The following is a 19,997-nucleotide window of genomic DNA, read 5'->3' as shown; positions in this document are numbered from 1 at the left end:
TGAACTGTTCAACGTACTACCGACGCGGTCAGCCTCATACGACAACGGAATCGGGCGGGACTGATAAAGGTTCTCGTTGTAGAAGAGAGTTCAGTGGCCATATTTTCAGAATCGAATCTAAGGAGACGAGTGCCATCTCTGTACGCCGTTACAGTAGGGAGAAAAGCGCTCCTCTCTGACCACGGGGTAGATCACCGGTACACTTAATAAGTAAGTAATTATTATAAGGAGGTAGTGGCGTTGGAGTGTCAGTTCGAGCCAAGCAACGCCCAACTCCCGTCCCGACACTCCAAAACGGGTGACAGTATGAAGGAAAAAGCACTCAAAATCATGCAGCAGGATGTCAAGGAAAATCGTGCTGCGTACACCAAAATGGCTGAAGCTGAATCGACCGGTCGTGACGAACAGTAAGTGTTACTCTTATCCCTGCTTCCGTGCCGCATCGAGCGCATTCCCTAACCTTGTAGTCGAATGTTTGTGTACCGAAGTCGGTTCTAAGTCGAAGAAGAGGTTACGGAAGTGGCGGTGCCAGAGGTGATAGAGTTCGTCTTTCTCCCACAGAGTATCGAACCGAACATCAACCACGAAGTTTCGAATGAACTTCGCTTTGAGTATCGTTCGGTTGATTTCGTGACCCGGCCATTCGTCCGGAGCCGAGATATCGTTGAGGTATAGGAGTGCTCGAAGACTCCCCATCGCAGTACGGTGATTTGCATCCGGAAAAAAGTGGAGACCAGAGATAGCTCGCACCCAGTGCGCACACTGTTGCACCAGCGGTTCCTGCCGTGGGAATTCACGAAGTACTCGGTCAACGTCTCGCTCCGAGACGTTTCCAATCCGTCGTTTCGTGATACGACGCGAATTTTGGACTAATCCGTACTGGTCTACTTCGTCCTCGTACCGTTCGAAATTGAATGCGATTATCGTCTCGGCGTCAATGCCGTCAACATCGGTGATGCGGTCGTCGTCCCTTTGCCACCGTGGGGCGATACGTGATAACTCGACTGGTAGGTCGCCGTCGGTTTCGGGGAGGTCGAGTTCACCGCCGACATGTTTTCGCCCCCGTTGTGTTAATTCGTACACGTCGTGAGTGACCTGTTGGAGGAGTCCACAATCACGGAGTTGCCTGCACTGGAGTCGGATGACGTTTTCTCGACGACGGCTTTCCGCAATGTCGCGAGGGGCCGCAGGCTCACAATTAGACAGCCACTCCAAAAGCTCGGTATCCGTGAGGAATGCCTGCTCCGGAGAGTCCATCATCAGTACTCAGCCAACCAACTGTTTCAATCTTTTCGACTTCCGTTCGATTAGCGTCTCTTGTGAAGTGGACGGTCACAGCTCTCGTTTCGCTCGTATCGGGCCTCTACCGGAGAAATCGCGCGTCGGCACAGTTAGGTATCGAACCACGGCGCGTCCGATTCGGGTGCGGGCGTATCCTCGTTGCGCGCTTGCTCGGTGAGTTCGACCGCCTCATCGAGATTGTCGAGAGCCGCGCGACGAGTTTCGCCTTGGCTCGCAACGCCGGTCTGCTCGTCTATTGCCGACCACCATCCGTCGTCTTCCTCGATAAGCCGAATTTCCCGCTGCGGGTCGTCGGGGTCCCGCCGAGCGGAAGTAGCCATACTGTCTACAGTTTCGGGTGGAACGGTGATAAGAGTGTTCATGACCGGAATCAGTGCTTTCGGGGGAGAGGATTCTCGCGAAAACGACCGCGAAACCGCAACCCCTACCTTCGCCCCCGAACCACCCTTCCCCATGCAACTGGGCGTCATCGGACTGGGCCGGATGGGCCGCATCGTCGTGGACCGAACGATAGCCGAGGGTCACGACATCGTGGCCTTCGATTTGGACGAGCAGGCCGTCGCGAACGCCGCGGACGCGGGCGCGACCCCCGCCGACTCCGTGGTGGACCTCGCCGAGAAACTCGGCGACGAGAAGCGCATCTGGCTGATGGTCCCTGCCGGAGCGCCGGTCGATGCCGCCTTGGACGACCTCGAATCCCATCTCTCCGAGCAGGACATCGTCGTGGACGGCGGCAACTCCCACTTCGAGGACTCCACCCGACGCGCTGAAGGAACCTCGGCGGCGTACCTCGATTGTGGCACCTCCGGCGGTCCGGCAGGGGCGGAACTCGGCTTCTCGCTGATGGTCGGCGGCCCGGAGTGGGCCTACGACGAGATGTGCCCCGTCTTCGACGCGGTGGCGACCGGACCGGCAGGCCACAACCGTATGGGTCCCGCGGGGTCGGGCCACTACGTCAAGATGGTCCACAACGGCGTCGAGTACGCGCTGATGCAGACCTACGGCGAGGGCTTCGAACTCCTCGCTGAGGGCCGGTACGACCTCGACTTGGAGAACGTGGCCCGGACGTGGAACAACGGCGCGGTCATCCGGTCGTGGTTGCTCGAACTCTGCGAGGAGGCGTTCCGCGAGGAGGGCACCGACCTCGGAGACGTTGACGACTACATCGCTGGCGGTTCGACGGGGACGTGGACCGTCCAAGAGGCCTTGGAGCAGGAGGTTCCCCTCCCGCTCATCTATCAGGCGCTCTCGGAGCGATTCGGGTCGCGTGCGCCCGAGGAGGGCCGATTCTCGCGACGACTCGCGAATCGGCTTCGATACGGCTTCGGGCGGCACGAGGTCGCCCGGCGCGAGGAGTAGTCCCGCGAGCGAAGCGCGAGGAGTAGCCGTCCGAACTCTTAGGAGTTTGACCCGTACACGTCCTCCCGGTAGTCGTATTCGATTCGAGTCGCCATCTCCTCCGCCATCTCCTCGCCGCAGAGTCGCTCGACCAAGTGGAGCGCCAAATCTATCCCCGAGGTCACGCCGCCCGCAGTCAGCACGTCGCCGTCGTCCACGACGCGGGCGTCCACGACCTCGGCGTCGGTCTCCCGGAGGTCCGAGACCGCGCTGGCGTGGGTGACGGCGGGCCGACCGTCGAGAATCCCGGCCTCCGCCAGCAACATTCCGCCGGTGCAGACCGCCGCGAGTTCGACGCCGCGCTCGTGGAGGTCCGCGAGCGCGGCGGGCAGGTCGCCCTTCTGCGCCTCGGCCCACGCGCTCGCCTCGGGCGTCCGGGCGCTCCACCCGCCGCCCGGAACCACGACGATGTCGGGGTCCGCGTCGGCAAGGGTGCCGTCCACGCCGATTCGGAGGCCGTGGGCCGCGGTCACGGTGTCTGTCGGGTCGAGCGTCCGGATACTCACGTCGAGGTCACAGCCTCGACCGGCGGCCGACGACAGGACTTCGTACGGTCCCACGGCGTCCATCTCGTCGAAGCCGTCGTAGACGACGACCGCGATTCTGGTGGTCATGGTGGTCTCCTCGGGAGGTGAAGCCAAAAGCGTGTGGTCCGCGGAAATCGCCGGGACGGCGGCGAGTAAGCCCGCGTTACTTTCGTGTTTCGAATCTCCGAACGTATCTGGCCGATTACCAAAAACAGCAAGTAACGCCGGAGCGTGGGAGGGAGTATGTGGGGAACCCGGAGGAGCCGGGGAAACGACTCGGTAGACTGCATCGCGTGCGGCGACACCATCGCTCGGTCGGACGCCCGCGAGTACGACAAAGAGGGCGACCGCTGGGACCGGAAGGGCAAGTCGTTCGAGCATCTCTGCAAGGCGTGTCACACCGACCTCTGTCACCAACCGCGAGACGAACTGGAGAGCCTACTGGTGGACATCGAGGCCGGAGAGCTAACCGAAGTGGAGTTTCTCGCGCGCTACGCGCGGGCGGTCGAGGAACGATACGGGCGACTCGACCACGAGCGGTAGGCCCGCGCTACTCGCCTTCGTACGGCCGCCGCGACTCGTCCGCGAACTGACCCGACACGACTAACTACTCGTCGCCGTTACGTTTCTGTATGACGAGCGACGCCCAGGCCGAGGCCGGAACCGCGGAGGGCCAAGGTCCAGTCGAGATTTCCCCTGAATTGGCCGACCGACTCGAAGACAAGCGCGAAGACCTCTTCGAGAAGTTCGAGATTCGCGACGGATTTCCCCAAGCAGTGCTGACGGAGGCCGAGAAGCGAACCGAGAACGTCGAACAGGACATACAGGACGAACTCGAAGAGCGCCGCGACCTCCGGGACATGACGACGTGGACGACCGACCCCATCGACGCCCAGGACTTCGACGACGCCATCTCCATCGAGGAGCGCGACGACGAGTACGTCCTCTGGGTCCACATCGCCGACGTGACCCACTACGTCAATCCCGAGACCAACATGTGGGCAGAAGCCGTCGAGCGAGGTAACACCGTCTACCTCCCGTCGTACACCGTCCACATGCTCCCGCCGGTGCTGGCCGAGACCGTCTGCTCACTCGTCCCCGAGGAAGATAGACTGGCGCACACCGTGGAGATGCACCTCGACAAGGAGCATCTGGGCTACGAAAACATCGAGATTTACAAGTCGGTCATCCGGAGCGACGAGCGACTCACGTACTCGCAGGCCGAGAACCGAATCGACGACGAGGACGCGCCGCTCCACGAGGACAACGCGCTCGCGTTCGAGGTCGCAGACCGGATGCACGAACAGCGCAAGGAGGAGGGGAGCCTCGTCCTCAACCCCCGGCGGGACCGCGCCCACACCATCATCGAGGAGTGCATGCTGAAGGCCAACAAGGCCGTCACGCACGAACTCATGTGGAATCGGGGCGTCGAGGCGATGTACCGGGTCCACCCGCAGCCGACGCCCGACGAGTGGGGCGAGGCGCTGCAGGAGATTCAGGAACTCGACGGCGTCTCGATTCCGGGCGAGGCGTGGGACGACCCCCGAAAGGCGGTCAACGCCACGCTCGAAGACGCGCCCGCACGCCAACTCGACAAGATTCAGTGGGCCGTGATGAAGGTGATGCCGCGCGCGAAGTACATGAACGACCCCTTCGGCGGCCACCACGCGCTCAACTTCGAGATTTACGGCCACTTCACGAGTCCCATCCGACGGCTCTCGGACCTCATCAACCACTGGATAGTGTACACCAACGACGTGCCCGAGGACCTCGTGGCGCTCTGTGACCGCGCGAGCGACAAGCAGGCCGACGCCGAGGCGTGCGAGCGCGAGTACAAGCAGTACCTCCAAGAGGTCGGTCTCGACCCCGCGGCGGTCAACAACCGCGGCATCGAAATCGTCGAGGACGACTGACTCGACGAGCAGTTTTGAGACCGGAGACAGTAGTCGGAAACTTTATACGATATTTCGCTATGTTTACGGACGACGATGAACAATCGGAAGCGAGTCCTCGTCGTCGACGACGAGCCGGGTCTCGCGGAGTTGGCGGCGGAGTATCTCGAACGAGTCGGTGACGGGATGAGCGTCCGAGCCGTGACGAACGCGACCGACGGGCTCGCGCTCGTCCGGAACACCGAATTCGATTGCGTCGTTTCCGACTACAACATGCCGGAGACCAACGGTCTGGAGTTTCTCGAAGCGGTTCGCGAGGAGTACCCGAGGCTCCCGTTCATCCTCTACACCGGGAAGGGGAGCGAGGAGATTGCGAGCGAGGCGATTTCGGCGGGCGTGACCGACTACCTCCAGAAGCAGACCGGCACCGACCACTACGAGGTGTTGGCGAACCGAATCGACAACGCGGTGTCGGAGAACCGCGCGCGAGTCGAACTTCGGGAGACGCGCGAGCGAATCGAAGCGCTTCACCAGACCGCGGCCCGCGCGGCCACCTGCTCGGACCGGACGCCGCTCTGCCAGCTCGCGGTCGCGGCCGCCGAGGAGATTCTGGCGTTCGACATCTGCGACATCAGCCTGTGCGAGGGCGACCGACTCGTACCCAAAGCCGTCTCGAAGGGCGTCCCGACCGACGGCTTCTACCGCTCGACGCCAACCGAGACCGACGAGAGCGTGGCGGCCCGAGCGTATCGGGCGGGCGAGACCGTTCGAATCGACGACCTCAGGGATTGCAATTTCGCTCCGGCGGAGTCCGACTATCGCTCGACGCTGACGGTTCCAATCGACGACCACGGCGTATTTCAGGCGGTGTCTCGAACCGTCGACGGCTTCGACGCCCGCGACCGCGAACTCGCCGAACTCCTGTTGGCTCACGTCGGGGCCGCGCTCGACCGCATCGAATCCGAGGCGCGACTCCGCGACGAGCGCGATAAGTTCGCCACGCTCTTCGAAAACATCCCGCACGCCGTCTGCGTGGGTCGGTTCAGGGACGACGACCCCGTCATCCGCGAAGCGAACCCCCGGTTCGGGGAGGTGTTCGGGTGGGACATCGACGAAATCGAAGACGCGCCCATCGACGACCTCATCGTTCCGGACACGGAGGAGGCGAAGTCCGAGGCCGAAGCGGTCAACGAACGGATGCGCGAGGGCGAACAGGTCACGAGGGAGGTCCGGCGGGTCACCGACGAGGGTCTGCGGGACTTCCTCCTCCACACGGTTCGGACCCCGAGCGACGACGCCGACGGCTTCGTCATCTACACCGACATCACCGAGCGAAAGCGTCTCGAACGCGAACTCGCCGCCGAGCGCGAGTGACCGAGTCGGACCGCCTACAGTTCCTTCTCGCGGACGTACTCCTCGAACTCCACGCCGAACAGTTCCTCGTCGGTCTCCGAGACGACCTCGTACCCCCGCTTCTCGTAGAACGCGTTTCCGACCTCGTTGTCGGCGATGACCGCGAGTCTGAGACGCTCTTGGTCCCCGCCGCGGAGCCACGACTCGATTTCGGCGAGCATCTCGGAGCCGATTCGCTCGCCCCAGCGGCCGGGGTGGACGTAGATTCGGGGGAACCACGCCGGACCGTCGTCATCGCGGACGGCCTGCGCGAATCCGACCGGGGCGTCCGCGTCCGCGACCAGAAATCGGGCGTCGTCGCGGGAGATGGACTCGCGGAGACCTTCGACACCGTACCAATCGTCCACGACCGAATCGACCGCCTCCTCCCCGAGAATGTCGTCGTAGGCGGCGTGCCACGACGCGCGGGCGATTCGGCGAATCGCCCGCGCGTCGTCGGGGGTCGCGTCTCGAATCTCGAACGCCATGCCGTCGAATTGTCCGGAGCGTGTCAAATAGCTTTCGCGAGCGTGAGATTCAGGCCCACGCGCCACCGAGGACGGGTATGGCCGAGTTCCCCGACCCGGATTCGCGAAACGCGCTCGAACCCGGATGCGACCGGTGTCCCGCGCTCGCGGCGTGCCGCGAGCGCATCGCGTGGGGCAACGGCGCACACGACGCCGACGTGATGGTCGTTGGCGAAGCGCCCGCCTTCGGCGACCCGGACGCAGAGCAGTGGCGCGGCGGCAACTGGACCGGGATGGCGTACACCTCGCTCCACTCGGGTCGGACGGTGAGAGACGTGTTCGCCGACGCCGGATTCGCCGGGAACTGCTACTTCACGAACGCGGTGAAGTGCTTTCCAGCGGTCGAAGACGACCCGGAGACGAACCGCGAACCCACCGCCGAGGAGCGCGCGAACTGCCGGACCCACCTCCGAACCGAAATTCGGCAGGTGGACCCCGCGATGGTGGCGACGACCGGCACGCACGCTACGCGCTCGGTGCTGGGCGAGGAGGCTCCGGAGTCGTTCCTCGATTCGGTTCTCGACCCGGTCGAGACCTCGGATTTCGACGCCGTCGTCCTCCCGCTGGTCCACCCCTCGTATCAGAACGTCTGGCTCCCGCGACTCGGCTACACCCGCGAGGAGTACGCGGCCGCGATTCGGGACCGAATCGCGGCCGTGGTGTGAGCGCAGTGCAGGCCCGGTGTGAGCTACAACAGACCCTCTCGCTCCGCGAGCAGGAGCGCCTCGATGGTCGCGTCGTTGGCGGGGTCGGCGCGCGCCGCGTCGAGGGCGTCCTCGACCGGAAGCGAGCGGACCGTGATGAACTCGTTGCTGTCCAGTTTTCGCTCGACAGGGGTCAGCCCCTCGGCGAAGACGATACCGCGCTCGTGGCGGAGGACGCCGGTCGAGCAGTAGAAATCCTCCAGCAGGCTGACCCCCGCGGGGTCGAAGCCGGTCTCCTCGCGGAGTTCGCGCGCTCCCGCGGTCGTGTAGGATTCGCCGTCCTCTACGATTCCGGCGGGGCACTCCAGACACGTCTCGCGGATGGCCGGGCGGTACTGCTCGACGAAGACGACCCGCCCGTCGGTGACGGCGACCACGACCACCGCGGGAGGGAGTTCGGCCCAGTAGTACTTTTTCGTCGAGCCGTCGGGCTGTTCGACGAGGTCGTAGCCGCCGGTGTACCACCCGGTCTCGTACTCCGTGACGGATTCGATGAGTCGCCAGTCGTCGGTCATGTGCGAGGTGTCGGCGCGAGCGACGTAAAGCGTGGCTATCGAATTTCGAAGGGTGTCGTTCGGTGAGACGGCCGCCGAGAATCGGCCGATGACACACTCCACCGAAAATCAGCAAGCGCAGCCAACAGCGGGGTGGGAATGAAAGGGGCCGTCCGGTCGCGCCCGAAGGGCGTGGTCGTCTGCGCGGGCCACTATTTCGCGCGCGCAGAACTGCGCGCGCGAAATATCCCGCTCAGCGACCGCGAGCGGACGGGGGCTTTCGGAGAGTTCAGTATCTCAGTTGCTTTCAGCGTCGCGACTCAACAGGAACGAGTGGGTGTTCCGGAACACTCGGGAGTTTTCGCCAGCGAGTCATGCAAACCGTTACCCGGCGCGAGCGAGTACCGCCACGCATGACCGACGCCGAGAGCTTCGACGCCGAGTCGTGGCGCGACGAACTCCAGTCCCACCGTCGAGAGAAGGACGACTTCTTCGCCGACCACCCGCAGTCGCCGATTCCGCCGGGCGAGCGCGAGGACTTCGAGCGCCTCGATTACTTCGACCCCGACCCCGACTACCGCGTGAGCGCCACGGTCGAGGTCCACGACGACCCCGACCCGGTGGAGATGGACGTGAGCGCGGGCGTGCCACAGCGATACCTCCGGGTGGCGACCCTCCACTTCGAAATCGAGGGCGAGGAGTACGAACTCGCGGGGTACAGCCGAGAGGACCACGAGGGGCTGTTCGTCCCCTTCCGCGACAAGACGACGGGCCAGCAGACCTACGAGGGAGGGCGGTACATGGAGTTCGAGACCGACGAGGAGTTGGAAGACGGCGCGGAGATGGTCCTCGATTTCAACCTCGCGTACTCGCCGTTCTGCGCGTACAGCGAGACGTTCGCCTGCCCGCTCCCGCCCGAGGAGAACTGGCTGGAGACCGAGATTTTGGCGGGCGAGAAAGCGTAATCGTCTTCGAACGAGCGATTTCCGGCGGTTGAACCGCCGGACGCGGTCTTACGCTTCCACGTCCGGAGTCTCGGCGTCGTCCATCTGGACCAGTTCGCCGACGCTCTCCAGCCAATCGACGCCCCACTTCATCGTGACCGGGACGAGCGCGGTGGTCAGGATGGCGAGGAACACCAGAATCGAGAACAACTGTTGGTTGATGATGCCCGCGCTCAGGCCGATGGAGGCGATGATTATCTCGACGGTGCCGCGGCCGTTCATGCCGAGACCCACGACGAACCCCTCGCGTGAGGTGAGGTCGGTCGGGAGCGAGAACAGCCACGACCCGAAGATTTTGCCGACGAACGCGATTGCGGTCAGGAGCGCGAGCAGGCCGAGGTCCTCCGAGAACACCGACAGCGAGAGGTCGAACGCCACCGTGACGAAGAAAATCGGCGCGAAGAAACCGATTGCGAGGTCGTAGATGACGTCGTACACCTGGTCGTAGAGCGCGGGTTCGAGGTCGGCCTGCCGGAGGAACAGACCGGCGATGAAGCCGCCGATAATCATGTGGAGACCCGCGAGGTCCGCGAGGTACGCGAACAGGAGCGCGACCACCATCGCGACGGTGAACGCCGAGGTCCGGTCCACGAAGCCGTAGTGTTCGCGGAGTTTCTCGAAGCGAGTCCAGACGACGGGGAGGAATCGGTCGCCGATGACCAGCGCGACCGCGAAGAACGCGAGCGCCTTGCCCGCGATTTCGGCGATGGCTATCGGTTCGACCGACCCGGCCTCGATGAAGCCGATGACGCCCGCGAACACGACCAGCACGCCCACGTCGGAGATGAGCGCGCCGCCGAGCAACACCCCGGCGATGCGGGTGTCGAGCAGGTCGAGGTCCACGAGGATGCGCGACTTGGTCGCCAGCGACGTGGCGGCCATCGCGATGCCGATGAACAGCGAGGGTCCGACCGCCAGACCGAGACTCGCCCCGGCGGCGTACCCGAGTCCGAACGGAACCACGAAGCCGCCGAGCGCGATTAACAGCGACTTGGTTCCCAACTCGAACAGGTCGTGGATGTCCACCTCCATCCCGACGTAGAGCATCAGCAGGAACACGCCGAGTTCGGCGAGGATGTCGAGTTCCTCCGCAGGGTGGAGCAGGCCGAGCAGCGGCGGCCCGAACACGATTCCCGCGAGGAGTTCGCCCATCAGTGCGGGGTAGCCGAGTCGCTCGGAGAACGCCCCGAACACCCACGCCAGCGCGAGGACGAGCAGGAGATTCAGGATGTCGAAGCCGACGGCTTCTACCATCAGGTCGTCACCTCCGTTCGATTCGGGGGTCGGTCGTCGGGCAGTTCAGCGGCGGCTACCGTTTTGTGTTCGTACATAGCTGGGAAAGTCACGGTTCGGCGTTTCGGTCGGTCGTCGGGAGAGAATTTCGCGCACCGTCGGAGTCGGTGACGCGTTCAAAACGGTGCATGGAGAGTAGTTTCGTAGCGAGTAAATTCATGCTGTCGGCCCCGGCGACAGCGGCCTCGACGACGGACTCTCCGTCCGCGAGGCTCCGACGCGTGCTGATATCGGTCATCTGTCACCGAGTCGAGTGTGTCGTTCGGGTGGTCGTTTCCCCATTACGACCGAGGGTAGCTCCCGATACGACATAAAGACTGTCATAAAATCCCGAAACGAGAATTAAACTCCTTTAATATCCCGATTCGTTCTGTCAGCTTCGGGAACCGAGTCCGGTCGTCACTCCGAACAGTCGAATCGCTGGTACGACTGGGTGTACTCGTTGCGGATGAGTTCTTCTTCGACGACTTCGAGACCGAGTTCGTTCAGGTCCTGACCGATCCGGCTCAAGTCGTCGTGGTCGGTGCCGACGACGCTGACGTGGACGTTCTGCTCGCCGGTCATTATCTCGCGGACCGCGACCACGCCCGAAACGTCGAGCGCCTCGCGGGCGAGGGTCTCGCGCTCTGGCATCGGCGCGGTACAGAGGATGATGGTGTGGAGCGGATAGCCCGCGAGTTCGTAATCGATGTCGAGCGGGTAGCCTCTGATGACGTCGCAGTCTTCGAGTTGTCGGATGCGATTTCGGACCGTGCTCGCGGCCACGTCCATCTGTTCGGCGATGGTGCTCGCGGAGGTGTGTCGGGCGTTTCCCTGGAGTTCGTGGAGGATAAATTCGTCCAGCTCGTCCAAATCCTCGGTGCGCATACACCCATCTCGTGAGTCGAAAATACGAGTAGTTTCGGGTCTCAGGGCGCGACCCCGACCGTCAACAGCGTGCCGAACTCCCGGTATCGCTCGACCATCGCCTCTCGGGTCTCCCAGCTATCGGTCGGGAACTCGGTCTCGTCGGGAATCTCGGTTTCGCGGTCGGGGATGTTGTCCTGCTCGGCGACGTGAAGCCCCGCATCGCGGAACGCCTCGCGGTACTCGGTTGCCGACCACCGGGTCATCTCCACGTCGATGTTCTCCTGCCAGCCGTGCGAGTGGACGTTCTCCTCGTAGTAATTCACGGCACAGAAGAAGGTGCCGCCGGGTCGGAGGATGCGCGCGATTTCGCGCAGAGTCTCGGTCGGGTCGTTGGCGTAGTAGAACGCCTCCATGGTGAACGCGTGGTCCACGCTGTCGTCGGCGAACGGGAGGTGGTCGAAGTCGCCGACCAGAAAGCCCACGTCCGAATCGTCGGTGTACCCGCGGGCGTTTCGCGCCATCTCGGGCGAGCCGTCGAGTCCGTACGCCCGACCGGCGCGCTTGGTGTCCCGGAGCCCGCGAGCGGCGTACCCGCTCCCGGTGCCCAAATCGAGGACGGTTTGGCCCTCCTCGACCGGCATCCGGGCCAGCACGTACTTGGCGGTGTGCCAGTGGCGGTCTTCCATGCCCTTGTCGCGGCCATCCGCGGCCCAGTCGTCGAATTCCTCGCGAACGCTCATGCTCGCGGGGAGGCGCGCGAGGAACTAAACGAGTTCGGAACGACCGCCCGCCGTCTCGGCGGGCGGTCGTTCCGAGTCGGCCGGTGACACAGTCAACCGAAATCGGCCGGTGACACAGTCAACCGAAATCGGCCGGTGACACAGTCAACCGAAATCGGCCGGTGACGCGAACCACGGGTGGGAATGAAAGGGGCCGCCCGGTCGCGGGCCGAAGGCCTGTGGTCGCCTCAGCGGCCTCTATCCGAGGCGAACGCCGAAGGCGTGAGCCGAGGATATGTCGCTGAGCGACCGCGACCGGGCGGGGGCTTTCGAGGTAGTCACTGCGGTACTTTCTGCCGTGGTCACGAAGCGCCCTTCGAATCCCCTTCCAAGACGAATCCCCCATAGCAGGAGCCTTTTATCTACGGGGTGTATCACGTCGGGTATGGTCGGTCGGAAAAAGCGGTTCGCAGTGGCGGACTCCGCCCAGCAGATAGTCGGCGGGTTCCTGCTCGCGGGACCGTTCGTCGTGACCGAGGAGGTGTGGGCGCTGGCGAGCGACATGACTACCCTGCAGGCGCTCTCGACGGTTCTCATCGTCTTTCTCATCGGCTACGGCGCGCTCTACAAGGCCGACGACGACCGCGACCCCGACCGAGAATCCGAGGTCGCGGGCATCCCGACCCGATTTATCTCGCTCATGCTGGTGTCGTACGGGTCGGTCGCCATCCTCACGCTCGCGTTCGGCGCGCCCGACACCTTCATCGCGGAGACGTACGACGCGAGCGAGCCTACCATGACGACCGTCACGACCACGCTGAAGGCCATCAGCGTCGGCGCGGTGTTCAGCGTGGTCGGTGCGGCGACCGCCGACAGCGTGTTCTGAACGCCCGGCACTCCCCCGCCGCGAACTGGTTTCTCGCCACGGTTGACCCGTATTCTTAAGTCGCGTCCCTGTCTTATCCGTCGGTATGGACTATCGACTCGCCATCGAGAACGCCCCCGACTCGATACCCGGTGGCACGGGAATCCTGCTCCTCCATCCGAGCACCGGAGAGACCGACCGAATCGACACCGACTTCCTCAAGACCGACACCGACCGCTTCCTCGTCATCTCGACGCGGACCACCGCGCGCGAGGTCAAACAGAAACTCGACCACTACGACGTGGACGAGAACAACGCCGAAATCCTCGACACCCTCAGCATCGAGCGCGGCTACTCCCGGCGCAGCACCGACCACGTCCACTACGTCTCCTCGCCCGACGACTTGGACGGCGTCCTCGAAATCACCCGGAAGTTCCTCGAATCGAGCGACGGCAAGCGCCGCATCAGTCTCGACTCCATCACCGAGATGGCCTACTACGCCGACGAGTCCCGCGTTCGAGACCTCATCCGCGAGATTCTCGCGCTGTTGGACGAGGAGGACGCTGTCGGCCTGTTCCACCTCTCGAAGGGCGTCCACGACGAGACCCACGTCGAGAAGTTCATGGGCCTGTTCGACGCCATCGTTGACTTGGACCGAGACGGGAACGTGACGACGGACTTCGAGAAGGTCTGACGGCTTCTTCGCAGATGTACGGACGAGCAAATCGGCGAGCGCCGCGGCGCTCGCCGATTTGCTGGTGGGAAGTGACGGGCTAGAAGGGGTTTGAACGACGCCGAGACGTTCCTGCGCACTGCGTTGTGCGGGCGTGCGACTCGTCTACTTCGAATCCTCCTGCGTTCGAATTTGCGCCTCACGAATTTGCGAGCAGACAAGCTGCTCGCAGTCGAGTTCGGCGCAAAAGTACGGGCCGGGAGGGATTTGAGCCGAAGCAAGACGGTCCGGGATGCTCGCTTCGCCTGCGTTTCCGGGCGTGCGACTTGCAGGGTTCAAATCCTCCCACTATCGTTTTCACTGCTCACTTCGTTCGCAGGAAAACGGGCCGGGAGGGATTTGAACCCCCGGCCGTCTGGTCTCTTCCACAACCACCCGAAATTCGATTGGCTGTGTTAAAAGCCAGACGCTCTGCCTAACTGAGCTACCGGCCCTTGATTCTACTTGTGGACGGCCAAGGTTAAACGTTTACCATTTCCCGGGACAGTCGGCGGCTCCACGTCGCAAGATTTACGCCGGTGTCTTTGGTTCTCACTCCCATGGGAGAGTTCTCTGCCGAACACGATTCCGACATGCGAGAGTTCGTTGAAGATTTCCTCCAATTCGACACCACCGGAGGAAACGAATTGCCCGCACAAGAGTGGCTCCGCGGACGGCTCACGGACTTGGGATTCGAAACGTACGAGTGGACCGGAGACGCCGAGCTGCTGGCCGACCACCCCTCGTTTCCGGACGACCCCGACGAGATTCCGGTCTCCGACCGGCCGAGCGTCGGCGGCGTGCTGGAGTTCGGCGACCCCGAGGCGGGCCGAACGCTCGTGCTGAACGGCCACATCGACGTAGTCCCGGCCGCGCGTGAATCGTGGTCGAGCGACCCCTTCGAACCGACGTGGCGCGAGGAAGACGGAACCGAGACGCTCACCGCCCGCGGCGCGGCCGACATGAAGTGCGGACTCGCGGCGTGCATCTTCGCCGCCAAGCACCTCCGCGATTCTGACCCGGACCTCGACGGTCGCATCGCGGTCGAAGCGGTCGTGGACGAGGAGGCCGGTGGCATCGGCGCGGCGTCGTCGGCGCTGTCGAATCCCTTCCCCTTCGAGCGCGACGCGGCCATCATCGCCGAACCGACCGAACTCCGGCCCATCGTCGCCTCCGAGGGGTCCGTGATGAAGCGCCTCCACCTGACCGGGCGGTCGGCTCACGCCGCCTCTCGGTGGGAAGGCGTAGACGTGCTCCCGAAGTTCGAGCGAATCCGCCGGGCGTTCATGGACCTCGAAGCCGAGCGCGACGACGCGATAGACCACCCGCTCTACGAGGAGTTCCCAGTCAAGGTGCCCGTGGTCGTGGGTCGGGTCGAGGCGGGCGACTGGGCCTCGTCGGTCCCGTCGGAACTCACCGCCGAGATGCGAATCGGGGTCGCGCCGGGCGAGACCGTAGACGAGGTCGAAGCCCAGTTCGAGGACCGACTCGCCGAAATCGCGGCCGACGACGAGTGGCTGACCGAGCATCCGCCGGAGTTCGAGCGGTTCTCGGTCCAGTTCGAGCCGTCGGAAATCTCGGGCGACGAACCCGTGGTGAACGCCGTCCAGCGCGCGATGGCGACCCACGACCTGCCGAACGCCGAGCCGCGAGGTGCGACCTACGGCGCGGACGCGCGCCACTACATCGATGCCGGAATCCCGACGGTCATGTTCGGGCCGGGAACCGTGGACCAGGCTCACTTCCCCGACGAACACATCGACTGGTCGGAGGTGCTGACCGGTGGAGAAGTGCTGGCAGACGCGGCGAAGGAGTTCTTAGGATAGCCACGCCTCTAACGCCTCGTCAACGACTTCTCCCGGTTCTTTCCCTTCCAGCGCGGCCGCCCGGCGGAGTTCCCGGTAGGTGCCGGCCGGGAGCGAGAGTTCGAGTTCGCCGGGCGTCACGCCGTGGTCGGCCAGCGCGGACTCGACCGGCGTACCGCCGTTGACCGCGCTCGCGACCGCTCGGACCTCCCGGACAGTGAGGCCGCCGTCGAGGACCGCCCACGCGAGTTGGAAGCGGTCTTCACCGTCCACGCGGGCGATGTGCTTCGCGGCGGTCGGCGCGACGTACCCCATCGCGACGTAGCGCCGGATGGACTGGGGCAGGTCGTGAACTCTGGCCCACTTTCGGATGAACGCGACCGTCACGCCCTCGCCCGCGCGCTCGGCCGCCCGCTTGTACGACCCCTCGCCGCGGACGAGCGCGGCGCACGCCGCCGCGCCCCGGAGCATGTAGACGTTGTCGGCTCCGCCAGCGGTGTTCTCGGCGAACTGGCTCACGGTTTCGGCGGCCTCCGCGAGGCTGTCGGGGTCGCTCGGGTCGAACGCCTTGGCCCGCGCGGCGTTCCGGCCGGTGACGGTCTCGTCGCCGCGGACCACCGGCTGACCCACCGGCGATTCGCGGTCGGTCGGCGGGCCGTTTCGTCCGTCGTGACTCATCGCTCGGACACTGGCGGGCCGAACGCAAAAAGCCGTGGGTCGGGGCGAGTGTTCGGGAGGCGAGAATCGAGTGGGGCCATAATCGAGTCGTGGCGCGCCACCGAATAACAAAAGCTTACACGAAGCCGTTCCTAATTCGACAGTATGAGTTCGGTTCCCGAGCGGTCGGAGATAGATGCCGAGTACAAGTGGGACTTAGAGAGCATCTACGCGACCGACGACGAGTGGGAGGCGGCCTACGACGCCGTCGAGGAGCAGATAGACGAACTGGCGTCCTACGAGGGGCAAGCCACCGACGACGGCGAGACGCTGCTGTCGGTGCTCGAACTCCGGGACGAAGTGATGCGCGAGGTGAGCATGATAGCCTCGTACGCCAGAATGCGGAAGGACGAGGACACCACCGACCAGCAGTATCAGGCGCTCGAAGGGCGGGCGATGTCGCTATCGTCGGACGCGAGCAGCGCCGCGAGCTTCATCGGGCCGGAGATTCAGCGCCTCGACCGCGAGGCGGTCGAGCGGATGGTCGAATCGACCGACGGACTCGAAGAGTACGACCACTACCTCGACGACGTGCTTCGGATGGCCGACCACACGCGCTCGGCGGAGGTCGAGAACGTGCTAGCGGAACTCGGCGAGGTGACCGGCGCGTCGGGTGACATCTACGGCATGCTGATGAACGCCGACCTCGAATTCCCGACGGTCGAAAAGCCCGACGGCGAGGCGGTCGAGATAACTCAGAGCAACTTCACTACGCTCCAGAAGAACCCCGACCGGGAGTTCCGACAGACGGTGTACGAGGAGTTCTACGACGGACTCGGCGAGGTCCACAACACCATTGGCACCGCGTACAAGAACAACGTGAAGGCCGACGTGCAGTTGGCCCGGATTCACAATTACGAGACCGCGCGCGAGGCCGCGATGGACGGGCCGAACATCCCGACCGAGGTGTACGATAATCTCGTGGAGACGGTCCGTGACAACCTCGACAAACTCCACCGCCACGCCGAACTCAAACGCGAGAGCCTCGGCGTCGAGGAGCTTCGGATGTGGGACCTCTACATGCCCATGACCGAGACCGAGACGCCCGACGTGGAGTACGAGACCGCGACCGACCACGTGGTCGAGTCGCTCGGTACCCTGGGCGAAGACTACCAGAATCGGGTCGCCGAGGGCCTCGAATCGAAGTGGGTGGACGTGTACGAGACGCAGAACAAGCGAGCGGGCGCGTACAGCGGCGGCACGTACGACACCCAGCCGTTCATCCTGCTGAACTGGCAGGACGATATCTCCTCGATGTTCACGCTGGCCCACGAACTCGGCCACTCGCTCCACTCCCAACTCACCAGCGAGAATCAGCCCTACGTCTACGGGAGCTACGAAATCTTCGTCGCGGAGGTCGCCAGTACGGTCAACGAGACCCTGCTGACCAACCACCTGCTCGAAACCGTCGAGGACCCCACGTTCCGGCGACACGTCCTCAACGAGTACCTCGAACGCTTCCGCTCGACGCTGTACCGCCAGACCATGTTCGCCGACTTCGAGCACCAGGCCCATCAGGTGGTCGAGGAGGGCGGCGCGCTGACGCCCGAGACGGCCGACGAGATTTACGGCGACCTCAAGACGGAGTTCTACGAACCCGCGGTCGTGGACGACCGCATCGCCCGCGAGTGGTCTCGAATCCCGCACTTCTTCCGAAGTTACTACGTCTACCAGTACAGCACGGGCATCAGCGCGGCGGTCGCGCTCGCCGACCGAATTCTGGAGGAGGGCGAGCCAGCGGTCGAGGACTACCTCGAATTCCTCTCCAGCGGGTCGCGACAGTACCCGCTCGAACTCCTCGAAATCGCGGGCGTCGATATGTCCTCGCCCGAACCCATCCAGCGCGCGCTCGACGTGTACGACGAGTACCTCGACGAGATGGCCGCGCTCGTCTGAGCGCGGCCGTCTCGTCGAGGTCGGTCGGGTCTCGTTCCAGTCGCGTTTGTATTTGCTCGTGGCCATCCCCGTTTTCAGTTCGTGAGAAAACGTACCTCGGTTTAATTAGGGGTCGTGTGAATCACCGAGTATGAGCCAAACACTTCGCTCGAAGTACGAGGACGCGCTGTGGTGGTCGATGGACCGTCTCGGCGTGACCGAATCGGTCGAACGAAAGGTGGTCGCGGCGGTTGCCATCCAGTTTTCGGTCACGGTGGCGTTCGCGGCGCTCCCGTTTCTGGTCGGGAGTTTCGCGCGAGTCGTGCTCACAATCGGACTCCTCGCGCTGTCGGTGGTCGCGTTCGTGAACACCGTCCTCATCGCGAGACGCGACCTCGTGGAGCCGATTCTGGCGCTCGACCGCGGCGCGGACGCAATCGCCAGCGGCGACCTCGACGCGCCGCTTCCCGAGACCGACCAGAGCGACGAACTCGGCCACCTCGTGGGGTCGTTCGCCGACATGCGGGCGTACCTCGACGTGGTGGCCGACCAAGCCGACGCGCTCTCCCGACAGGCGTTCGACGACCCCGCGCTCGACCGCGAGGTGCCCGGCGAGTTCGGCGCGGCGCTCGACCGGATGGCCGAGAGCCTCAAGCGGTACACCGCCGACCTCGAAGCCACGACCGCCGACCTCGAAGCCACGACCGCCGACCTCGAACGCCGGTCCGAGCATCTACAGGCGCTCGTGGAGGCGTTCGCCGACGCGACCGAGCGCGCGGGCGACGGCGACCTGACCGCGGCCATCGACCCCGCGGTCGCCGAGGAAGACGCCCACGAGGAGGTCGTGGCGAACTACAACGCGCTGGTCGAGACCCTCGGCGAGACGATGGCCGAACTCGCGACGTTCGCCGACGAGGTGGCGGCCGCGAGCGAGCGCGCCGAGACCGACGTGCGCGAGGTCAGCGAGGCCAGCGACGAGGTCGCCGGAGCGGTCGGCGAGATTTCGGAGGGCGCGGCCGAGCAGACCGAGCGCCTCGACGAGGTGGTGGCCGAGATGAGCACGCTGTCGGCGACCGTCGAGGAAATCGCGGCCTCGGCCGACGAGGTGGCGAAGACCGCGGGCACCGCGGCCAACCGCGCCGAGTCGGGCCGGAACGCCGCGCGCGAGGCGGTCGCAGAACTCGACCGAGTCGAGGACGGCATCGAGCGGGCGGCCGAATCGGTCGAGGCGCTGGCGAGCGACATCGAGGAAATCGACCAAGTCGCGTCGTTCATCGACGAGGTGGCGACCGAGACGAACCTCCTCGCGCTCAACGCGTCGGTCGAGGCCGCGCGAGCGGGCGAGCGCGGCGACGGGTTCGGCGTGGTCGCCGACGAGGTGAAGAACCTCGCCGAGGACACCGGCGAGGCCGCCGACGAGATAACGGACCGAATCGACGCGATACAGGACCGGTCGGCCGAGACGGTCGCCGACGTGCGAGAGACTCGCGAGCAGGTGTCCCACAGCGTCGAAACCGTCGAGGCGGCGCTCGACGACTTCGAAGACATCGCGGACGTGGTGACCGACGTGGACGCGAGCGTCCACGAGATAAGCGACGCGACCGACCAGCAGGCCGAATCGGCGACCGACGTGGTCACGATGGTCGAGGAGGTCGCGGCCATCAGCGAGGAGACTACCGCGGAGTCCGAGACCGCGGCGGCCGCGAGCGACCAGCAGGCGACGTCGCTCTCGACGGTCTCCGAGCAGTTGGTGTCGCTGTCGGCGAAGGCCGACCAACTCGACGCCCGACTCGGGTCGTTCACGCTTCCGGATGCCGATTCGGCGGCGACCACGGCGGGTCCGAACCCCACCCGCGCCGATTGACCCGAACGAAACACTTTTTTGCGGGAGAACGACCGAGACCCAAAGGCACTTTTAAGAC

At 64.5% G+C, this 19,997-nt stretch carries 20 protein-coding genes and 1 tRNA gene; 11 read left to right on the top strand and 10 right to left on the bottom strand.

Annotated elements, in window-relative coordinates; all coding sequences use genetic code 11:
* Nucleotides 1-420: 420 nt before the first annotated feature.
* Nucleotides 421-1,257, bottom strand: a complete 837-nt coding sequence (locus EKH81_RS01395; RefSeq protein WP_132058115.1) for a hypothetical protein — start codon at nucleotides 1,255-1,257, stop codon at nucleotides 421-423.
* Nucleotides 1,258-1,391: 134 nt separating this feature from the next.
* On the bottom strand, nucleotides 1,392-1,622 hold the full coding sequence (locus tag EKH81_RS01390) for a type II toxin-antitoxin system HicB family antitoxin (protein ID WP_132058116.1): 231 nt from the start codon (nucleotides 1,620-1,622) through the stop codon (nucleotides 1,392-1,394).
* A gap of 133 nt (nucleotides 1,623-1,755) precedes the next feature.
* On the opposite strand from EKH81_RS01390, the gene gnd reads away from it, so the two are divergent.
* A complete protein-coding gene (gene gnd / locus EKH81_RS01385; protein ID WP_132058117.1) occupies nucleotides 1,756-2,661 on the top strand; it encodes a phosphogluconate dehydrogenase (NAD(+)-dependent, decarboxylating) in 906 nt (301 codons plus the stop codon).
* Nucleotides 2,662-2,699: 38 nt separating this feature from the next.
* Here gnd and EKH81_RS01380 read toward each other — a convergent pair whose 3' ends face one another.
* Nucleotides 2,700-3,314, bottom strand: coding sequence for a DJ-1/PfpI family protein (locus tag EKH81_RS01380; protein ID WP_132058118.1), 615 nt, complete (start codon nucleotides 3,312-3,314; stop codon nucleotides 2,700-2,702).
* Nucleotides 3,315-3,470: 156 nt separating this feature from the next.
* Here EKH81_RS01380 and EKH81_RS01375 point away from each other — a divergent pair, with 156 nt between their 5' ends.
* The 3 genes from EKH81_RS01375 to EKH81_RS01365 all read left to right on the top strand — a co-directional run bounded on the left by EKH81_RS01375 (nucleotide 3,471) and on the right by EKH81_RS01365 (nucleotide 6,493).
* A complete protein-coding gene (locus EKH81_RS01375; protein WP_132058119.1) occupies nucleotides 3,471-3,770 on the top strand; it encodes a DUF7562 family protein in 300 nt (99 codons plus the stop codon).
* 89 nt (nucleotides 3,771-3,859) lie between these two features.
* Nucleotides 3,860-5,140, top strand: a complete 1,281-nt coding sequence (locus tag EKH81_RS01370; RefSeq protein ID WP_132058120.1) for a ribonuclease catalytic domain-containing protein — start codon at nucleotides 3,860-3,862, stop codon at nucleotides 5,138-5,140.
* A gap of 75 nt (nucleotides 5,141-5,215) precedes the next feature.
* Nucleotides 5,216-6,493: a hybrid sensor histidine kinase/response regulator gene (locus EKH81_RS01365; protein ID WP_132058121.1), complete on the top strand. Its 1,278-nt coding sequence runs from the start codon at nucleotides 5,216-5,218 to the stop codon at nucleotides 6,491-6,493.
* A gap of 14 nt (nucleotides 6,494-6,507) precedes the next feature.
* Here the strand turns inward: EKH81_RS01365 and EKH81_RS01360 are convergent, their stop codons facing one another.
* The gene (locus EKH81_RS01360; RefSeq protein WP_132058122.1) at nucleotides 6,508-6,999 is read right to left on the bottom strand and encodes a GNAT family N-acetyltransferase; all 492 of its coding nucleotides are present in this window, start codon (nucleotides 6,997-6,999) and stop codon (nucleotides 6,508-6,510) included.
* A gap of 77 nt (nucleotides 7,000-7,076) precedes the next feature.
* On the opposite strand from EKH81_RS01360, the gene EKH81_RS01355 reads away from it, so the two are divergent.
* Nucleotides 7,077-7,703, top strand: a complete 627-nt coding sequence (locus EKH81_RS01355) for a uracil-DNA glycosylase (RefSeq protein WP_132058123.1) — start codon at nucleotides 7,077-7,079, stop codon at nucleotides 7,701-7,703.
* A gap of 23 nt (nucleotides 7,704-7,726) precedes the next feature.
* On the opposite strand, the gene EKH81_RS01350 is transcribed toward EKH81_RS01355, so the two are convergent.
* Complete coding sequence (locus EKH81_RS01350; protein ID WP_132058124.1) at nucleotides 7,727-8,257, bottom strand: NUDIX hydrolase; 531 nt, start codon at nucleotides 8,255-8,257, stop codon at nucleotides 7,727-7,729.
* Between the two features lie 392 nt (nucleotides 8,258-8,649).
* On the opposite strand from EKH81_RS01350, the gene EKH81_RS01345 reads away from it, so the two are divergent.
* Nucleotides 8,650-9,201, top strand: coding sequence for a DUF1684 domain-containing protein (locus EKH81_RS01345; RefSeq protein WP_132058125.1), 552 nt, complete (start codon nucleotides 8,650-8,652; stop codon nucleotides 9,199-9,201).
* A 48-nt stretch (nucleotides 9,202-9,249) separates the two neighbouring features.
* On the opposite strand, the gene EKH81_RS01340 is transcribed toward EKH81_RS01345, so the two are convergent.
* The 3 genes from EKH81_RS01340 to EKH81_RS01330 form a co-directional block, all read right to left on the bottom strand.
* On the bottom strand, nucleotides 9,250-10,494 hold the full coding sequence (locus EKH81_RS01340) for a cation:proton antiporter (protein ID WP_132058126.1): 1,245 nt from the start codon (nucleotides 10,492-10,494) through the stop codon (nucleotides 9,250-9,252).
* 438 nt (nucleotides 10,495-10,932) lie between these two features.
* On the bottom strand, nucleotides 10,933-11,400 hold the full coding sequence (locus EKH81_RS01335) for an Lrp/AsnC family transcriptional regulator (protein WP_132058128.1): 468 nt from the start codon (nucleotides 11,398-11,400) through the stop codon (nucleotides 10,933-10,935).
* A 41-nt stretch (nucleotides 11,401-11,441) separates the two neighbouring features.
* A complete protein-coding gene (locus EKH81_RS01330) occupies nucleotides 11,442-12,122 on the bottom strand; it encodes a class I SAM-dependent methyltransferase (protein WP_132058129.1) in 681 nt (226 codons plus the stop codon).
* Nucleotides 12,123-12,546: 424 nt separating this feature from the next.
* On the opposite strand from EKH81_RS01330, the gene EKH81_RS01325 reads away from it, so the two are divergent.
* Both EKH81_RS01325 and EKH81_RS01320 read left to right on the top strand, forming a co-directional pair.
* Nucleotides 12,547-12,987, top strand: coding sequence for a DUF2391 family protein (locus tag EKH81_RS01325; protein WP_132058130.1), 441 nt, complete (start codon nucleotides 12,547-12,549; stop codon nucleotides 12,985-12,987).
* Nucleotides 12,988-13,072: 85 nt separating this feature from the next.
* Nucleotides 13,073-13,660, top strand: coding sequence for a DUF7090 family protein (locus EKH81_RS01320; protein ID WP_132058131.1), 588 nt, complete (start codon nucleotides 13,073-13,075; stop codon nucleotides 13,658-13,660).
* A gap of 363 nt (nucleotides 13,661-14,023) precedes the next feature.
* On the opposite strand, the gene EKH81_RS01315 is transcribed toward EKH81_RS01320, so the two are convergent.
* A tRNA-Lys gene (locus tag EKH81_RS01315) sits at nucleotides 14,024-14,133 on the bottom strand.
* 105 nt (nucleotides 14,134-14,238) lie between these two features.
* Between EKH81_RS01315 and EKH81_RS01310 the strand changes: the two genes are divergently transcribed.
* A complete protein-coding gene (locus tag EKH81_RS01310; RefSeq protein WP_132058132.1) occupies nucleotides 14,239-15,504 on the top strand; it encodes an ArgE/DapE family deacylase in 1,266 nt (421 codons plus the stop codon).
* Here EKH81_RS01310 and EKH81_RS01305 read toward each other — a convergent pair.
* Nucleotides 15,496-16,161, bottom strand: a complete 666-nt coding sequence (locus tag EKH81_RS01305; RefSeq protein ID WP_132058133.1) for a DUF7119 family protein — start codon at nucleotides 16,159-16,161, stop codon at nucleotides 15,496-15,498. The genes EKH81_RS01310 and EKH81_RS01305 overlap by 9 nt on opposite strands.
* 144 nt (nucleotides 16,162-16,305) lie before the next feature.
* On the opposite strand from EKH81_RS01305, the gene pepF reads away from it, so the two are divergent.
* Nucleotides 16,306-18,096, top strand: a complete 1,791-nt coding sequence (pepF, locus tag EKH81_RS01300; protein WP_132058134.1) for an oligoendopeptidase F — start codon at nucleotides 16,306-16,308, stop codon at nucleotides 18,094-18,096.
* A 130-nt stretch (nucleotides 18,097-18,226) separates the two neighbouring features.
* Nucleotides 18,227-19,939, top strand: coding sequence for a methyl-accepting chemotaxis protein (locus tag EKH81_RS01295; protein ID WP_202935029.1), 1,713 nt, complete (start codon nucleotides 18,227-18,229; stop codon nucleotides 19,937-19,939).
* Nucleotides 19,940-19,997: the final 58 nt, after the last annotated feature.

It is taken from the genome of Halorussus amylolyticus (assembly GCF_004143485.2).
Lineage (GTDB): Archaea > Halobacteriota > Halobacteria > Halobacteriales > Haladaptataceae > Halorussus > Halorussus amylolyticus.
Note: the sequence above shows the minus strand (reverse complement) of the source record. Positions and strands in the feature narration are given on the sequence as shown.

Excerpts from the sequence above, each read along its gene's own strand:
- gnd (WP_132058117.1), top strand. The coding sequence starts at position 1,756 with ATGCAACTGGGCGTCATCGGACTGGGCCGGATGGGCCGCATCGTCGTG.
- EKH81_RS01350 (WP_132058124.1), bottom strand. The coding sequence starts at position 8,257 with ATGACCGACGACTGGCGACTCATCGAATCCGTCACGGAGTACGAGACC.
- EKH81_RS01380 (WP_132058118.1), bottom strand. The coding sequence starts at position 3,314 with ATGACCACCAGAATCGCGGTCGTCGTCTACGACGGCTTCGACGAGATG.
- EKH81_RS01375 (WP_132058119.1), top strand. The coding sequence starts at position 3,471 with ATGTGGGGAACCCGGAGGAGCCGGGGAAACGACTCGGTAGACTGCATC.
- pepF (WP_132058134.1), top strand. The coding sequence starts at position 16,306 with ATGAGTTCGGTTCCCGAGCGGTCGGAGATAGATGCCGAGTACAAGTGG.
- EKH81_RS01340 (WP_132058126.1), bottom strand. The coding sequence starts at position 10,494 with ATGGTAGAAGCCGTCGGCTTCGACATCCTGAATCTCCTGCTCGTCCTC.
- EKH81_RS01395 (WP_132058115.1), bottom strand. The coding sequence starts at position 1,257 with ATGGACTCTCCGGAGCAGGCATTCCTCACGGATACCGAGCTTTTGGAG.
- EKH81_RS01320 (WP_132058131.1), top strand. The coding sequence starts at position 13,073 with ATGGACTATCGACTCGCCATCGAGAACGCCCCCGACTCGATACCCGGT.
- EKH81_RS01325 (WP_132058130.1), top strand. The coding sequence starts at position 12,547 with ATGGTCGGTCGGAAAAAGCGGTTCGCAGTGGCGGACTCCGCCCAGCAG.
- EKH81_RS01310 (WP_132058132.1), top strand. The coding sequence starts at position 14,239 with ATGGGAGAGTTCTCTGCCGAACACGATTCCGACATGCGAGAGTTCGTT.
- EKH81_RS01345 (WP_132058125.1), top strand. The coding sequence starts at position 8,650 with ATGACCGACGCCGAGAGCTTCGACGCCGAGTCGTGGCGCGACGAACTC.
- EKH81_RS01305 (WP_132058133.1), bottom strand. The coding sequence starts at position 16,161 with ATGAGTCACGACGGACGAAACGGCCCGCCGACCGACCGCGAATCGCCG.
- EKH81_RS01370 (WP_132058120.1), top strand. The coding sequence starts at position 3,860 with ATGACGAGCGACGCCCAGGCCGAGGCCGGAACCGCGGAGGGCCAAGGT.
- EKH81_RS01330 (WP_132058129.1), bottom strand. The coding sequence starts at position 12,122 with ATGAGCGTTCGCGAGGAATTCGACGACTGGGCCGCGGATGGCCGCGAC.
- EKH81_RS01390 (WP_132058116.1), bottom strand. The coding sequence starts at position 1,622 with ATGGCTACTTCCGCTCGGCGGGACCCCGACGACCCGCAGCGGGAAATT.
- EKH81_RS01335 (WP_132058128.1), bottom strand. The coding sequence starts at position 11,400 with ATGCGCACCGAGGATTTGGACGAGCTGGACGAATTTATCCTCCACGAA.
- EKH81_RS01365 (WP_132058121.1), top strand. The coding sequence starts at position 5,216 with ATGAACAATCGGAAGCGAGTCCTCGTCGTCGACGACGAGCCGGGTCTC.
- EKH81_RS01295 (WP_202935029.1), top strand. The coding sequence starts at position 18,227 with ATGAGCCAAACACTTCGCTCGAAGTACGAGGACGCGCTGTGGTGGTCG.
- EKH81_RS01355 (WP_132058123.1), top strand. The coding sequence starts at position 7,077 with ATGGCCGAGTTCCCCGACCCGGATTCGCGAAACGCGCTCGAACCCGGA.
- EKH81_RS01360 (WP_132058122.1), bottom strand. The coding sequence starts at position 6,999 with ATGGCGTTCGAGATTCGAGACGCGACCCCCGACGACGCGCGGGCGATT.